The sequence below is a fragment of the Streptomyces sp. BI87 genome (assembly GCF_025957665.1).
Lineage (GTDB): Bacteria > Actinomycetota > Actinomycetes > Streptomycetales > Streptomycetaceae > Streptomyces > Streptomyces albidoflavus.
Map to the genome: position 1 here is coordinate 77,525 of NZ_CP110079.1, position 14,584 is coordinate 92,108.

The following is a 14,584-nucleotide window of genomic DNA, read 5'->3' on the forward strand; positions in this document are numbered from 1 at the left end:
CGGGTGCGGCGACGGCGGGCGGAGAATGGGGAGGTTCCGTTCTTCAGGGAGGTGCCACAGCGTGGCGAACGCACCAGTCGACCGCATACCGGCCGCGAAGGTCATCACCGACCCGGCCGCCCTCGGCCGCTACCAGCACGACGAGGCCGAGTGGGCGCCGTACGGCATGCCGCTGGCGGTGGTGCGCCCCCGGTCCGCCGAGGAGGTCCGCGACGTGGTGCGGTTCTGCCTCGAACACGGGGTGCCGGTGATCGCCCGCGGCGCGGGCACCGGCCTGTCGGGCGGCGCCAACGCCGTGGACGGCGCGGTGATCCTCTCCTTCGAGGACATGAACCAGGTGCTGCGCATCGACACCGACGAGCGGTACGCCGTGGTGCAGCCCGGCGTCGTCAACGACGACCTGCGGGCGGCCTGCGCCGGGCAGGGCCTGTGGTACCCGCCGGACCCGGCCAGCTCCCCGTGGTCGACGATCGGCGGGAACGTCGCCACCAACGCCGGCGGCATGTGCTGCGTGAAGTACGGCGTGACCCGGGACTACGTCCTGGAGCTGGAGATGGTCAACGGCCGGGGCGAGCTGGTCCGGGTGGGCCGCAGGACCGCCAAGGGCGTCGCCGGGTACGACCTGGCCGGGCTGATGGTCGGCTCCGAGGGGACGCTCGGCGTCATCACGGAGATCACGGTGCGGCTGCGCCCCTCGCGTCCCCTGGAGCGGACGGTCGCCGGGTACTTCGACTCGGTGGTCGACGCCGGTGCGGCGGTCAGCGCGGTGACGGCGGCCGGGATCATCCCCTCGGCGCTGGAACTGGTCGACCGGCACTGCCTGGCGGCGGTCGACGCGTGGAAGAACATGGGGCTCTCCGCCGACGCCGACGTGGTGCTGCTGGGCCGGATCGACACCCCCGGCGCGGAGGGCGACGCCGAGGCGGAGCGGATGCGGGAGTGCTTCGAGAAGGCGGGTGCCGGCTGGGCGGTGGTCTCCACCGACCAGCAGGAGGCGGACGCGCTGTTCCAGGCGCGGCGGCTGGCCTACCCGGCGCTGGAGCGGCTCGGCCCGCTGCTGACCGAGGACGTCTGCGTGCCCCGGATGGCGCTGCCGGAGATGCTCCGCCGGATCGAGGAGATCTCCCAGCGGCACGACATCCACGTGGCCAACGTGGCGCACGCCGGTGACGGCAACCTCCACCCGCTGATCATCACCAAGGCCGGGGACGAGGCGGCGAAGGCCCGCGCGCAGCTGGTCTTCGACGAGATCCTGGACGAGGCCATCGCGCTGGGCGGCACCGTGACCGGTGAGCACGGCGTGGGGCTGCTGAAGATGGCCGGGATGGACAAGGAGCTGGGCGAGGCGGTGCTGGGCATGCACCACGCGGTGAAGTCGGCGCTCGACCCGGCGGGCATCTTCAACCCGGGCAAGGTGGTGGCCGTCCCGCAGAAGTGAGCGGCGGCGGTGCGTACGGGGATCCGCGGGGACCGGTCAGTCCTCTCCGCGGGCCCCCTGCGCCGTGCCGGGGTCCGGTTCGGTGCCGGGGGTGGCCAGGCGGTGGCTGAGGCGGTGCAGGCGCAGGGCCCACTGGACCTCGACGGCGCGGCCGGGCTCCTTCCACCCCTCGCCGAGGACGGCGCTGATCTTCGCGAGACGCTGGTAGAGGGTGTTGGGGTGGATGTGGAGGGCCTCGGCGGTGGCGGTGTGCCGGGAGGCGTGGGTGAGGTAGGCGTCGAGGGTCTCGGTGAACCGGGTGCCGTGGGCGCGGTCGTGGTCGGCGAGGGGGCCGATGGTGGCGGTGACGAAGCGGTCCAGGGTGCCGTCGCCGGCGTTGCTGAAGAGGGCTTCGTAGATGCCGAGTTCGTCACTGTCGGCGGCGGCGCCGGTGCGGCCGAGGGCGTGCAGGAGGCGCAGGCCCGAGCGGGCGCGGCGGTGGGCGGCGCGGATGGTGGCGATGGTGCCGCCGGCGGGGGCGGCGACGGCGGTGACGGGTTCGGGGGCGACGCGGTCGCGGGCCTCGGCGGGGGTGGCGGGGAGCAGGGCGACGCCGAGGCCGCCGTACTCGACCGACCAGCCCTGGTGGTGGCGGGCGGCGCGGGCGGCGGCCGGCCCGGCCTGCGGGCCGTCGAGGACCAGCACGGTGCGGACGGCGGCCGGGTCGATGCCGCCGGAGCGGGCGCGGCGCAGCAGGACGGCGTCGTCGGTGGTGCCGTCGAGCAGGGCGGTGAGGTACTCGCCCCGGACGCGGCGTTCGGCTTCGGTGGCGGCGCGTTCGGAGGCGAGGACGAGGCCGATGACGGTGGCGCCGGTCTCCAGGGAGCGCACGGTGTTGGCGTCGAAGGGCTGGTGGCGGCGGGCGACGACGCAGCCGGCGTACTCGTCGGCGACGACGACGGGGGCCAGCGCCCAGTGGCCGTCGGGGGTGTCGCGCAGCCGGGTGGCGCGGTCGGCGGGGCCGGTGAAGCAGGAGGCGGGCGGCCCGGTGTCGGCGGCCAGGGCGGTGGCGAGGGTGTCCGGGGCGGGGTCGGTGGCGCCGGTGGCGAGGGCGGTGTCGTGGGCGTCGAGGACGGTGATGCCGGCGCCGAGGGCCTCGCGGAGCGCGTCGGTGACGGCGTGGAGGCCGGCGCCGCCGAGGACGATGTGGGTGAGCCGCTGGTGGAGGGCGACGGCGCGGCGGTCGGCCTCGGCGCGGCGGCGCAGTTCGGCGGTGGTGCGCTGGTGGCGGTCGAAGAGTTCGGCGTTGTGCAGGGCGAGGGCGGCGTGGGCGGCGAGCGCGGTGAGCAGCGTCGTCTGGTGGTCGGTCCAGGTGCGGGGGACGCGTTGGGCGACGAGGAGGACGCCGATGGTCTCCTCGCCGAGGCGCAGCGGGACGCCGAGGATGCCGCGGAGTTGTTCGACCGCGGCCGCGGCGTCGACGGTGGCGGCGTGGGTGAGGTGGTCGTCGTGGCGGTAGTCGGCGCACCAGTGGGGTTGTCCGGTACGGACGACGAGGCCGCCGAGGCCGACGCCGCGGGCGAGTTCGACGCCGCGCAGGGCGGAGCCGATGGAGCCGTCGACGACTTCGATGCGCAGGGCGGCGTCGTCCTGGGCGAGCATGATGTACGAGAGGTCGGTGCCGAGCAGGCGGCGGGCCTGGGCCGCGACCTCGTCGAGGACGTCCTGGGGTGCGTGCAGGGCGGCGAGGCGGCGGGCCAGGTCGTTGAGGACGGCGGTCTCGGCGGCCTGCCGGGTGCGGGCCTCCAGGAGCGCGTGGACGTGCAGCGCGCGCCGCGCCTCGGCCTCGACGGCCGGGTGGGTCTCGGGGGCCTGGTCGGCGACGAGGCGGTGGCGGCACTCCTCCAGGGCGGTGAGCGGGGCGCCTTCGGCGAGCAGTTTCAGCCAGGGGCTGGCGGTGGCGTGCTGCGAGGCGGTGCCGGCGGGGTCCGGCATGGGGGTCCCTTCCGTGGCCGGGGCGGCCGCCCCGGCCGGTCGTGCGGTGTGTCCGGGGTGGCGGGCCGGGCACGGCTGGTGCTGTGGGGGACCTTACGCGGCGGTGGGAGGGGCGGCGGGGGTCAGGGGGTGCGCCGAAGCGGGGGTGGCCGTCGAGCCAGGCGCGGTAGCTGTCGCTGCGGTGGGCCGCCTCGCGGTAGGCGGCGCGGGCGTGGCCGAGGACGGCGGCCGCGGCGCCGGCGGCGGGTGAGCCGGGGTGGTGGCCCAGGAGGTGGCGCCAGCTGAGCGGGGCTCCGGCGAGGGGGCGGGTGACGAGGCCGGGGGTGGGCGGGAAGGTGGCGCGGCACAGCCCGACGGCGCGGCCTACCTGGACGAGGTGGACGCAGGAGGCGGTGTCGGTCTCGAAGACGGAGAGCGGGGTGAATCCGGCGCGGGCGCAGGCGGCGGTGAAGCAGTCGGCGAAGCAGCCGTCGCCGGGGACGTCGGTCCACGCCTCGTGGGAGAGGCGGGCGAGGGGGATCTCGTCCTCCTCGGCGAGGGGGTGGCCCTCGGGGAGCATGACGAAGACCGGGTCGACGCCGACGCTCTGCCAGACGAGTTCCGTGTCGCGGGGCGGGGTGCTCTCGCCGCAGACGCCGATGAGGGCGTGGTCGAGGCGTCCGGCGGCGAGCAGGGAGCTGATCTCGTCGACGGACCAGGAAGTGTGGGTGGAGACGGGGGCGGCGGGTTCGGCGGCGGCGAGGCGGTCGACGAGGGCGCCGAGGAGCGGTCCGTGGGTGGCGCCGAGGCGGAAGCGGCGGACGCGGTTCCAGGAGTTGGCGAAGCGGACGGCGTCCTCCTGGAGCTGGCGCATCGCCGGGAGGACGACGCGGGCGCGTTCCAGGACGAGTTCGCCGAGCAGGGTGGGGCGGGCGCCGGTGTGGTCGCGGTCGAAGAGGGGACCGCCGAGGGCCTTCTCGATGCGCCGCAGCTGACTGGAGAGGGCGGGCTGGGCGAGGCCGAGGGCGGCGGCCGCGCGGGTGAGGCTGCCTTCGTCGGCGATGGCCCGTACGGTCCGCAGGTGACGCAACTCCAGGTCCATACCAGGAAGTTAGGGGCGGGGGACGGTGACGGCAAGAGAGCGAGGGGCTTCCGGCATATGCCAGGAGCACCATCGCGTCGGGTATTGCCGAATCGCTCACAGGCCGCCGGGCGCTGTGCGACAGTCGTACCCGGCCCCGCGTCAGCCACCGCCGTACCGCCCTCGTATCGGAGTACGTATGTCCTCGCGCTCCCCGGTCTCCCCCGCAGTCGAGCCGTCGGTACGAGGCTCCGTGCGGGCGCTGATCGACGGGACGCGGCGGGTGCGGGGCGCCCTGGACGCGGTGCGGCAGGGCGCGGAGGGCGGCGAGCCCGATCCGCCGCGCCGCCGGGCGCTCTACGAACTGGCGCTGCGCCAGCTGGACGACGTGGGCGGGCATCTCGGGCGGCTCAGCGAGGGCTGGCCCGGGGCGGAGCAGCCGGCGGCCCCGGTCGGCGAGGCCACCGAGGGCAGCGCCGAGTGGGACCTGCTCACCGACGAGGTCTGCTGGTCGCCGGAGCTGTACCGCGTCCTCGGCCGCGAGGCGGGCTCCCGCGCCCTCTCGCTGGACGAACTCCCCTCCCTCCTGCTCCCCGAGGACCAGCCGCTGCTGACCGCGATGGTCACCGACTGCCTGATCGACGGCCGGCCGCTGGACGGCGCCTTCCGCGTGGTCCGGGGCGACGGCACGGTCCGCACCCTGCACATGAACGGGGCGCCGGTCCTCGACGAGCACGGCTCCACCGCCTCCCTGCGCGCGGTGCTCCGCGACGTCACCGCCGCCGGGACCCCGGTCGGCCGCACCGGCGCCGCCACTCCCCCGCCCCCTGCGGCGGCCGCTCCGGCGGCCCGCACCACGGCGGCCGTACGCCATCTGCCGCCGGGCCCGGACGCGGCGGACGGGACGTGGTGCGACACGCTGACCCTCCCGGACGGCCGCACGCTGCTGGCGGTGGGCGACCGCCCGCCCGGGCTCAGCCGTGACCTGCTGGTGGGCACGGTGCGCGGGCTGGTCGCGGGCGGCGAGGCACCGCAGGACGCGCTGGAGCTGGCGGCGGCGTTGCTGCCGGGAGCGGACCCGGTGGGCCCCGCCCTGTGCTGCGTGCACGACCCGGTGACCGGCGCCCTGGACTGGGGCCGCACCGAAGGCCACCCCGCGCCGCTGCTCCGGCACGGCAGCGTCGCCCTTCCACTGGACCACGGCGGCCCCGAGGAACGCCTGCTCCCCGGCGACCTGCTCCTCCTGCACACCACCGGCACCGGCCACGACAGCTCCACGGAGCTGCTGCTCGCCCTCTCCCTCCGTCTCGGCGGGCACCTGGACGCCGACGCCTGTGCCGACCTCGCGGCCGACGCGCTCGCCACCACCGCTGGCGGACCGTCCGGGGACGGGCAGCGCGCGGCGGCACGGGTGATCGCCGTCCGGGTCGGCTCCGGTGCGGGGCAGGCCGGGCACGGCTGAACAGCGGTACGCCGCAGGCGTGTCCGGGCGCCCGTGGGAGCCGGGGCACCGGTGAAGGCCGTCCGTCCACGACGCCTCGCGGGCGTGCGGAGTGACGGGGTGTCGTCAGGGTGGCGCGGGGAGCGGGGCGGTCAGGCCGGGGCGGCGCGCCAGCCGCCGGAGGACTTGCCCTCGCCCGGCATCACCATCTTGATCTCCTCGCGGAGATTCTCGATCTTCGGGTAGCCCGCGTAGTGCGCGGTGAGCCGGTACATCTCCCGCAGCCGGTCCCAGGTGCGGTGCGAGGAGTTGTCGGACATCGAGGCCAGGGCGAGACGCGCGTACCGGTCGGCCTGCTCGGGGTCGTCGGCGATGAAGCAGGCGGAGGCGAGCGAGAGGTGGTCGAAGATCTTCGAACGCTCCCGCTGGTCCTGGCGGAGCTCCAGGGCGATCTTGGCGTGGTGCTCAGCCTGCTTGGCCGCCGCCGGCTCGTGCTCGGCGAGGGTGCGGTAGGCGAGGGCCTGCATGCCGTGCAGGTCGGCCTTGTCGAACATCTGCATCCAGTTGGGCGGTTCGGCGTCGCCGCGGTCGGAGACGAAGAGTGTCTCGGCCTCGCCGAGGGTGCGGCGCATGGCCTGCCCCCGGCCCATCGCCGCCTGCGCCCACGCCTCGATGGTGCGGAACATGGCGCGGGTGCGGGGCAGCGCCTCCTCGCCGGAGCCGGTCTTGGCCAGTTTCATCAGGTCGAGCGCCTCGTCCGGGCGGCCGAGGTGGACCATCTGGCGGGCGGCGCGGGAGAGCGCCTCGCCGGCACGCGGGCGGTCACCGCCCTCGCGGGCGGCGTGGGTCGCGATGACGAAGTACTTCTGCGCGGTGGGCTCCAGGCCCACGTCGTGGGACATCCAGCCGGCCAGGACGGCGAGGTTGGCGGCCACGCCCCACAGGCGGCGCTGGAGGTGGTCGGGGTGGCGGTAGGAGAGCATGCCCCCCACCTCGTTGAGCTGGCCGACCACGGCCTTGCGCTGGAGGCCGCCGCCCCGGGAGGCGTCCCAGGCGCGGAAGATGTCGACGGAGTGTTCCAGCTCCTCGACCTCCTGCGAGCCGACCGGCGCCGCCTCGTAGCGGTCGAAGCCTGCCTGGTCCGCGTAGCCGCCCCGGGGCCCTGGGAGGGTGGCGGGGGGTGCGGGGTCGGCCTTGAGCCAGTCGTACATGGCGGTGGTGAGCACGGAGCCCGCGGTGAGCGCGGCGCTCGCGCCCATCAAGCCTCGTCGGTTGAGCATGAGGTCCATTCCCGTGAATTCGGTGAGGACCGCAGCCGTTCGCTCGGGCGCCCACGGCACGCCGTCGGAGCGCTCGCCGCTCCCGCCCGGCCGCCGTTTCCCCGTGCGCCCGCGTCGAACCAGACCGAGATCCTCGATGGTCACGACACGGCCGAGTTGCTCGGTGAACAGCGCCGCCAGCACCGTGGGCACCGGATCGCGGGGGATCTCTCCCATGTCGATCCAGCGCCGGACCCGCGAGGTGTCGGTCGCCAGCTGGGGGTGGCCCATGGCCGCCGCCTGCCGGTTCACGAGCCGGGCGAGTTCCCCCTTGGACCAGCCGGTCAGGCCGAAGTGGTCCGCAAGGCGGGTGTTGGGTTGTCCGCTCACGTCAAGCCCCCAGGTTCTCGGCTGAGTTGACAGTAACCCCCTGTCAGTTGCTGAGCGACTATTCGCCAGGGTTCGCCAGGGTGCGCCAGATGGTGTGCCACGGGCTGGCGGGTGTCAGGTAGATATGCGCCTCCCCGACCCGGTGGCCGTCCCCGCACTCCCCAGGGTGCGGCCCGGTGGCCGGGCCGGGTGGGTGCGTCACTCACAGGCACACGAAGGGATCTGTCAGGCTCATGTACGCAGCATCGTCCTCCGTGTCCGCCCCGTCCCGGCCGCCGCTCGGCACCCGCCCCCCTCGGGCGAGGGAAGCCACTCCCCCGGGCAGCGGCCCGTACCTCGACCCCGCGCGCCCTGCGGCCACAGCGCTCGCCTCCGGTCGGACCCGACGCGTAGCGGGGCTCGGCACACCACAGCTCAGCGGAAGGCTGGACCTGTCCGGTCCGCAGGGGGCGCAGTTGCGGGCGGCCGTCGCCGCCGTGCACCGCGTCTGTCCGGAGTTCCACCCGGTCCAGGTGCTGCGGCGCAGCCCGCGTTCCGTCCTGCTGGTCGGGACGAGCGGGCGCACCACCGCGGTCGCCAAGTGTTTAGTGGATCAGTCGGCCGAACGGGCGGAGCGGATCAGGCACGAGATAGCGACGTACCGTTCGTTCGTCCGGCACCGTCCGCCGGTGCGGGTCCCGCGGCTGGTCGCGGCCGACCCGGACAACGGGACGCTGGTGATCGAGCGGATGGCGGGCCGGGCGGCGGCGCTCCAGCGCCACCCGGTCGAGGCGCCGCCCGCGGCCGACCTGCGGGCCGTGCTCGGCGCGGTGCGCCGGCTCAACCAGTGGCGTCCCCCGACGGGCATGTTCGGCGCCCCGCTGGACTACGCGGAGCGGATCTTTCGCTTCCACGCGCTGGGGCTGCTCACCGACCGCGACCTCGGCGACCTCCAGAAGCTGCTGCACGGCATCGCCCGCTCCGGGGGCCGGGTCGCCACCCGGGAGTTCTGCCACGGCGACGCCCTGCTGTCCAACATCCTCCTCTCCCCCGCCGGTCCGGTCCTGGTCGACTGGGAGCAGGCCGGCTGGTACCTGCCCGGGTACGACCTGGCGACCCTGTGGGCGGTGGTCGGGGAGGCCCCGATGGCGCGTCAGCAGATCAGCCACGTCGCCCAGAGCAGCGGCCCGGCGGCGCGCGACGCCTTCCTGGTCAACCTCGTGCTGGTGCTGACCCGGGAGATCCGGGCGTGCGAGGCGGCGGTGCAACGGAGCATGCGGGACACCCAGGCGGGCCCGGCCCGGGCGGGTGCCGCTCCGGCTGGTGAGGAGCAGCGGCTGCTGCTGCGCCGGCTGCACGACGACTGGGCGATGGTCCGCCGCGCGGTCCGCGCGGCGGTCGGCACGCGCTGACACCCCGCCCGAAGGCAGCAGTGCGGCCCGCCCCTTCGACGGGGCGGGCCGCACTGCTGTCCGCGCACAGCGTGGCGGCAGAGGTGTACTCCTGTGACGCGTCCCAGGCCCGGGCCGCGAGGGCCGCGAAAGGGGCCGGGAGGGTGGTGGCGCGTGCGCGCCGGTCGTCAGATTTCCGCATCTCAGGCGCTGTTGACGGATCATCGTCAAGCCGGTACCACTGGTCCACGCCCGCCTCGGTGATCACGTACGCGCCCCGGTGCGGGCTCCCGCTGTTCCGCGCGTCCGGGCGGCGCGCGGCCCCGTCCCAGGAGGCCCTGTGCGAAGAAACGTCCCTGCTCTCTCCGGCGCGGGCGGGCGCAGAGCCCGCAGGACGGGGGTGACGGCGCTGGCCAGTGCCGCGCTGGTGCTGCCGCTGCTGGGCGCGGCCCCCGGCCCCGCCCCGGCGGAGGCGGACACCGGGCTCCGGGGGGCCTTCGCGGCGGCCGCCCGGGAGTACCGGGTGCCCGAGAGCGTGCTGCTGGGTGTGGCCTACCTCCAGTCGCGGTGGGACACGCACGGCGGGGCGCCGAGCGTCACCGGCGGGTACGGGCCGATGCACCTGACCGACGCCCGCACGGCGCTGGCCCGGTCGACGGGCCACCACGGGGAGCACGGCGAGGACGCGCGGGGCGACGAGTCCCGGCCCGCCCGCACTCCGGAGCCGGTCCTGCCGTCGGCCGACGAGGAACTGCCGGAGCGGCTGACGACGCTGCGTCAGGCGGCGCGGCTGAGCGGGTTGCCGGCCGAGCGGCTGCGCAGCGATCCGGCCGCCAACATCCGCGGCGGTGCCGCGCTGCTGGCCGAGGCGCAGCGGGAGCGCGGGGCGGCCCCCGGCGGTGACGCGGCCGACTGGTACGGCGCGGTGGCGGCGTTCTCCGGCGCGGAGGACCGGGCGACCGCCACGGCCTACGCCGACGAGGTCTTCTCGGTGCTGCGCTCCGGTGAGGCGCGGACCACCGACAGCGGCGTGCGGGTCGTCCTCGCGCCCGAGCCCGGAGCGGTGCCGGACGCCTCCCAGACGGCGGGCCTCGGGCTGCGCGAGAGCGGCGCGAAGGGCTCGGTGGAGTGTCCGCGCACCGTCTCCTGCGAGTGGCTGCCCGCTCCGTACGAGGAGTTCGGGGAGGGCGACTACGGCAACCACGACAAGGCGGACCGCCCGCGCAGCGCGCGGATCGACTCGATCGTCATCCACGACACGGAGGCGACCTGGGACACCACGCTGGAGCTGGTCCAGGACCCGGAGTACGTGTCGTGGCACTACTCGCTGCGCTCCACCGACGGCCACATCGCCCAGCACCTGCGGACCAAGGACGTGGGCTGGCACGCGGGCAACTGGTACACCAACGCCAAGTCGATCGGTCTGGAGCACGAGGGGTTCCTCGCCGACCCGGACGCCTGGTACACGGAGGCGATGTACCGGACCTCGGCGCGGCTCGTCTCCCACCTGGCGAAGAAGTACGGCATCCCGCTGGACCGGCAGCACATCCTCGGCCACGACACGGTGCCGGGGACGACTCCGGCGACGATCCCGGGCATGCACACCGACCCGGGCCCGTACTGGGACTGGCAGCACTACTTCGCGCTGCTCGGGGCGCCGCTGAAGGCGTCGGCGGGGAAGCACGCCGAGCTGGTCACGATCGCGCCCGAGTACGAGAAGAACCGTCCGGAGTTCACCGGCTGCGAGAAGGCGGGCGAGCCGTGCGCGCCGCACGGCTCCAGCGCGGTGCGGGTGTACACCGAGCCGCGTGAGGACGCGCCGCTGGTCCAGGACATCGGGCTGCGCCCGGACGGCTCGCCCTCCACCATCGACGTGAACGACCTGGGGTCGCGGGTCTCGGCCGGGCAGAGCTACGCGGTGGCCGAGCGACGCGGCGAGTGGACCGCGATCTGGTACCTCGGGCAGAAGGCGTGGTTCAAGAACCCGCGCAAGGCGCCGGTGGCGGTCCCCGCCTCGGGCCGCGTGCTGACCCCGAGGCCGGGCCTCACGGAGGTCCCGGTCTACGGCAGGGCGTACCCGGAGAAGGAGGCGTATCCGGCGGGCGTCACCCCGCAGGAGCTCGTGCCGCTGCCGTACCGGATCGCGGCGGGCCAGCGGTACGCCACCGGCGGCCAGGTGCCGGGCGAGTACTACTCCGCGCCCACCTTCGACACCTCCGGGCACACGGTGGTGCGGGGGAAGCTGCGGTACTACGAGATCCAGTACGGGCACCGGGTCGGCTATGTGCGGGCCGACGACGTGGTGGTGCGTACGGCCAGGCGCTGAGGGGCGCCGAACGACTCCGGCCGGGGACCGCTGAGGCGGTTCCCGGCCGGTGTGGTGTGCGCGGTGCGGGGCTCAGCCCTGCTGGAAGAGTTCGGCGGGCAGCGGCTTGAGGAGGGCGTACAGGTCGTCGGTGATGGGGCGGTCCCAGGCGGCGACGGTGACCAGGACGTTGTCGCTGCGGTCGAACTGGACGCAGGAGACGCGGCTCTCCGAGAGCTTGACGCGGCGCACGATGAGGAGGTTGTCGCCCTGCATCACCGGGACGTCCTCGGTGTCGACGACCTCGACCTCCTCGTCGTTGCCGAGGGCGAGGAGAAGCTGGGACACCTCGAAGGGAGGCTGCTTGTCGGCGAGCTCGCGGGCGGGCGAGCCCTCCGGGAGGTTGCCGATGACCATCGCGGGTCCGCGGCCGCCGAACAGGTCGTAGCGCAGGAAGACGCCCTGGCAGGAGCCGTCGGGCGCGGGCAGCAGCCCCGCGCCGAGATTGCCCGGCCAGTCCTCGGGGTCCATGGCCAGGACGTCGAAGTCCGGGCCCGCTGGTGTGGCGGCGCTGCGGCGGCGGAGGAAGGACATGCCGCCATGGTACGTGCACGGCGGTGCCGGGCGGCGGGCGGTACCGGTGCGGGCGGGGGCCGTTCAGCGTCGGGTGAGAGGGCCGGGCCCGCGCCCGCCGGGGCGCGGGCCCGGGGATCAGGCGGCGTCCTCGCCGGTGGCCGCGGCGGCCTCGGCCAGTTCCTCGGCGGTGGGGACGACGGCGACGGGGGCGGGGGCGTGCAGGAGGACGGCGTGGGTGACCGAGCCGAGCATCCGCACGGGCGAGAAGGCGCGGGGGCGGTGGCGGCCGACGACGACCAGGTCGGCGCCGCGGGCGGCGGCCACCAGGTGGCCGGCGGCGTCGCCCGGGGCGACCTCGGCCTCCACGGTGACCTGCGGATAGGTGTCCTTCAGCGTGGCGACGCGCTCGGCGACGAGCTGGCGGCACTCGGCCTCGGCGGCCTCCTGGTCGGCGGCGGAGGGCAGGTACTCCCCCGCGGCGGCCCAGGCGACGACGGGCCAGGGGTAGGCGCAGACGACGTGGAGCCGGGCGGAACGGAGGGCGGCCTCGCGGTAGGCGAAGGCGAGGGCCGGGTCGGGGGCCGCGTCGGCGGTGAGGGGGAACTCGGCGGACATGCCGAGGACGACGCGGGGCCCGGGGGCCGGTTCCGGGGCGTCGGTGTGGACGTCACGGCCCGGGCGGGGCACGACGACGACGGGGCTGTCGGCGTCGCGGGCGCAGGCCATGCCGTTGGAGCCGAGGAGGAGGCTGGCGAAGCCGCCGCGCCCGCGTGAGCCGAGGACGAGGAGCTGGGCCTCGGCGCCGAGGTCGGGGAGGATCGAGGCGGCGCTGGAGTCGAGGGTGGTGAAGGAGAGCTCCGGGAGCCCGGGGCGGCCGGCGAGGGCCTGGCGGGTCTCGCGGATGACGGAGCTTTCGGGGGCGGCGGCTCCGGCGGGGGGTTCGGCGCCGCGCGGGGTGGCGACGCGGACGGCGTGGACGATGCGCAGGGGGGCCTCGCGCAGGCGGGCCTCCTCCAGGGCCCATTCCAGGGCGCGGGTGCTGTCGTCCGATCCGTCGACGGCCGCGATGACAGGCAGGGTGCTCATGGTTCTCTCGCCTCCGGGGCGCAGCGGTGGTGCGGCTGGTTCCGCTGCCAGCTTCGCTCAGCCGGGGGCCGGAAGGCAGGGTCCTTGGTCCCGTGTCGCGGCCGGTCGGCCCCCGTCGGCGGTCAGCCGAGGCGGTCGCGGAGTTCGCGTTTGAGGATCTTGCCGCTGGCGTTGCGCGGGAGGGCGTCGGTGAAGACGATCCGTTTGGGCGTCTGGAAGGAGGCGAGCCGTTCGCGGGCGTGGGCGAGGAGTTCGGCCTCGGTGGTGTCGGCGCGGATGACGACGACGGCGGTGACGGCCTCGATCCACTTGTCGTCGGGGAGGCCGACGACGGCGGTCTCGGCGACGGCGGGGTGGCTGTAGAGGGCGTCCTCGACCTGGCGGGAGGCGACGAGGACGCCGCCGGAGTTGATGACGTCCTTGAGCCGGTCGACGACGGTGAAGTAGCCCTCCTCGTCGCGGACGGCGAGGTCGCCGGAGTGGAACCAGCCGCCGCGGAACGCCTCGGCGCTCTCCTCGGGCAGGCCCCAGTAGCCGTCGCAGAGCTGCGGGGAGCGGTAGACGATCTCCCCGGGGGTGCCGTCGGGGACCTCCTGGCCCTCCTCGTCGACGACGCGGGCCTCGACGAAGAGGACGGGCCGGCCGCAGGAGTCGAGGCGGCCCTCGTGCTCGTCGGGGCCGAGGACGAGGGCGAGCGGGCCGATCTCGCTCTGCCCGAAGCAGTTGAAGAAGGCGAGTTCCGGCAGGCGGGCGCGGAGCCGCTCCAGCACGGGGACCGGCATGATCGAGGCGCCGTAGAACGCTTTGCGCAGGGCGGTCAGGTCCCGGGTGGCGAACGAGGGGTGCTGGGAGAGGGCGATCCAGACCGTGGGCGGGGCGAAGAGGGAGTCGGCGCGTCCCGCCTCCACGAGGGAGAGCACGGTCTCGGGGTCGGGTCCGTCGAGGACGGTGTTGTCGGCGCCGACGGCGAGGTAGGGCAGCAGGAAGACGTGCATCTGCGCCGAGTGGTAGAGCGGAAGGGTGTGCAGCGGGCGGTCCTGGGCGCTCAGGCCGAGGGTGTGCAGGGCGCTGGTGTAGGCGTGGACCAGGGCGCGGTGGCTCATCATGGCGCCCTTGGGCAGGGCGGTGGTGCCGGAGGTGTAGAGGAGCTGGGCGGTGGCCTCGGGCGCGGGCTCGGGGCCGTCGTAGGGGGGCGCGTCGGCGAGGAGGGCGAGCAGGGAGTCGTCGGTGTCGCGCAGCGGCAGGAGGTCGGTGCCGTCCGGGAGGTGCCCGGCGAGGGCGGGGTCGGCGAGGACGAGGCTGCTGCCGGAGCTGGTGAGGATGTGGCCGAGGCCGGCGCCGGTGAGGTTCTGGTTGACGGGCACGTGGATCAGGCCGGCGCGCGAGCAGGCGAGGAAGCCGATGAGGTAGGCGTCGGAGTTGTGGCCGTAGGCGGCGACGCGGTCGCCGGGGGCGAGGCCCCGGGCGGCCAGGACGTGGGCGGCGGCCGACACGGCCTCGTCCAGCTCGGCGTAGCTCCAGACGCGGTCGGCGTAGCGCAGGGCGGTGGCGCGCGGGGTGCGGCGGGCGCTGCGGCGCAGCACTCCGTCGACGGTGTTGCCTCGGGGTGCCGTCATGCCGTGATCCTCGGCCCCGCCGGGCGGGTGGGTCAAGAGTGGTGCGGCGGCCGGGTGCGGCGCGTCCCG

9 protein-coding genes and 1 pseudogene are annotated in these 14,584 nt (G+C 75.2%); 4 read left to right on the forward strand and 6 right to left on the reverse strand.

The genetic code is table 11. The features are described from left to right. Positions 1 to 61 precede the first annotated feature (61 nt). A complete protein-coding gene (locus tag OIM89_RS00325) occupies positions 62 to 1,438 on the forward strand; it encodes an FAD-binding oxidoreductase (RefSeq protein WP_030697495.1) in 1,377 nt (458 codons plus the stop codon). Positions 1,439 to 1,474: 36 nt separating this feature from the next. Here OIM89_RS00325 and OIM89_RS00330 read toward each other — a convergent pair whose 3' ends face one another. Both OIM89_RS00330 and OIM89_RS00335 read right to left on the reverse strand, forming a co-directional pair. Continuing rightward, entirely contained in the window at positions 1,475 to 3,412 is a 1,938-nt protein-coding gene (locus OIM89_RS00330; protein ID WP_264490857.1) for a helix-turn-helix domain-containing protein, read from the reverse strand. Between the two features lie 130 nt (positions 3,413 to 3,542). After that, a pseudogene (locus OIM89_RS00335) lies at positions 3,543 to 4,493 on the reverse strand (LysR family transcriptional regulator); the annotation flags it as partial. A gap of 178 nt (positions 4,494 to 4,671) precedes the next feature. Between OIM89_RS00335 and OIM89_RS00340 the strand changes: the two are divergent. After that, the gene (locus tag OIM89_RS00340; RefSeq protein WP_257381042.1) at positions 4,672 to 5,934 is read left to right on the forward strand and encodes a PAS domain-containing protein; all 1,263 of its coding nucleotides are present in this window, start codon (positions 4,672 to 4,674) and stop codon (positions 5,932 to 5,934) included. Between the two features lie 131 nt (positions 5,935 to 6,065). Here the strand turns inward: OIM89_RS00340 and OIM89_RS00345 are convergent, their stop codons facing one another. After that, complete coding sequence (locus OIM89_RS00345) at positions 6,066 to 7,562, reverse strand: hypothetical protein (RefSeq protein ID WP_030697499.1); 1,497 nt, start codon at positions 7,560 to 7,562, stop codon at positions 6,066 to 6,068. 233 nt (positions 7,563 to 7,795) lie between these two features. On the opposite strand from OIM89_RS00345, the gene OIM89_RS00350 reads away from it, so the two are divergent. Together OIM89_RS00350 and OIM89_RS00355 are read left to right on the forward strand one after the other, a co-directional pair. Next, positions 7,796 to 8,953, forward strand: coding sequence for an aminoglycoside phosphotransferase family protein (locus OIM89_RS00350; protein ID WP_264490858.1), 1,158 nt, complete (start codon positions 7,796 to 7,798; stop codon positions 8,951 to 8,953). A 379-nt stretch (positions 8,954 to 9,332) separates the two neighbouring features. Next, positions 9,333 to 11,258 carry an N-acetylmuramoyl-L-alanine amidase gene (locus OIM89_RS00355; RefSeq protein WP_175456959.1) on the forward strand — a complete coding sequence of 642 codons (1,926 nt, stop codon included), beginning with the start codon at positions 9,333 to 9,335 and terminating at the stop codon, positions 11,256 to 11,258. Positions 11,259 to 11,330: 72 nt separating this feature from the next. On the opposite strand, the gene OIM89_RS00360 is transcribed toward OIM89_RS00355, so the two are convergent. From OIM89_RS00360 to OIM89_RS00370, 3 genes are all read right to left on the reverse strand, one after another. Beyond that, positions 11,331 to 11,831, reverse strand: a complete 501-nt coding sequence (locus OIM89_RS00360; RefSeq protein WP_030697502.1) for a hypothetical protein — start codon at positions 11,829 to 11,831, stop codon at positions 11,331 to 11,333. 117 nt (positions 11,832 to 11,948) lie between these two features. After that, positions 11,949 to 12,899 carry a universal stress protein gene (locus tag OIM89_RS00365; protein WP_030697503.1) on the reverse strand — a complete coding sequence of 317 codons (951 nt, stop codon included), beginning with the start codon at positions 12,897 to 12,899 and terminating at the stop codon, positions 11,949 to 11,951. A gap of 122 nt (positions 12,900 to 13,021) precedes the next feature. After that, positions 13,022 to 14,515 (reverse strand): fatty acyl-CoA synthetase, encoded by a 1,494-nt coding sequence (locus OIM89_RS00370; RefSeq protein WP_175456934.1) that lies wholly within the window; start codon positions 14,513 to 14,515, stop codon positions 13,022 to 13,024. Positions 14,516 to 14,584 lie beyond the last annotated feature (69 nt).

Coding starts and splice junctions, on each gene's coding strand:
- OIM89_RS00370 (WP_175456934.1), bottom strand. CDS start 14,515: ATGACGGCACCCCGAGGCAACACCGTCGACGGAGTGCTGCGCCGCAGC.
- OIM89_RS00350 (WP_264490858.1), top strand. CDS start 7,796: ATGTACGCAGCATCGTCCTCCGTGTCCGCCCCGTCCCGGCCGCCGCTC.
- OIM89_RS00340 (WP_257381042.1), top strand. CDS start 4,672: ATGTCCTCGCGCTCCCCGGTCTCCCCCGCAGTCGAGCCGTCGGTACGA.
- OIM89_RS00330 (WP_264490857.1), bottom strand. CDS start 3,412: ATGCCGGACCCCGCCGGCACCGCCTCGCAGCACGCCACCGCCAGCCCC.
- OIM89_RS00360 (WP_030697502.1), bottom strand. CDS start 11,831: ATGTCCTTCCTCCGCCGCCGCAGCGCCGCCACACCAGCGGGCCCGGAC.
- OIM89_RS00365 (WP_030697503.1), bottom strand. CDS start 12,899: ATGAGCACCCTGCCTGTCATCGCGGCCGTCGACGGATCGGACGACAGC.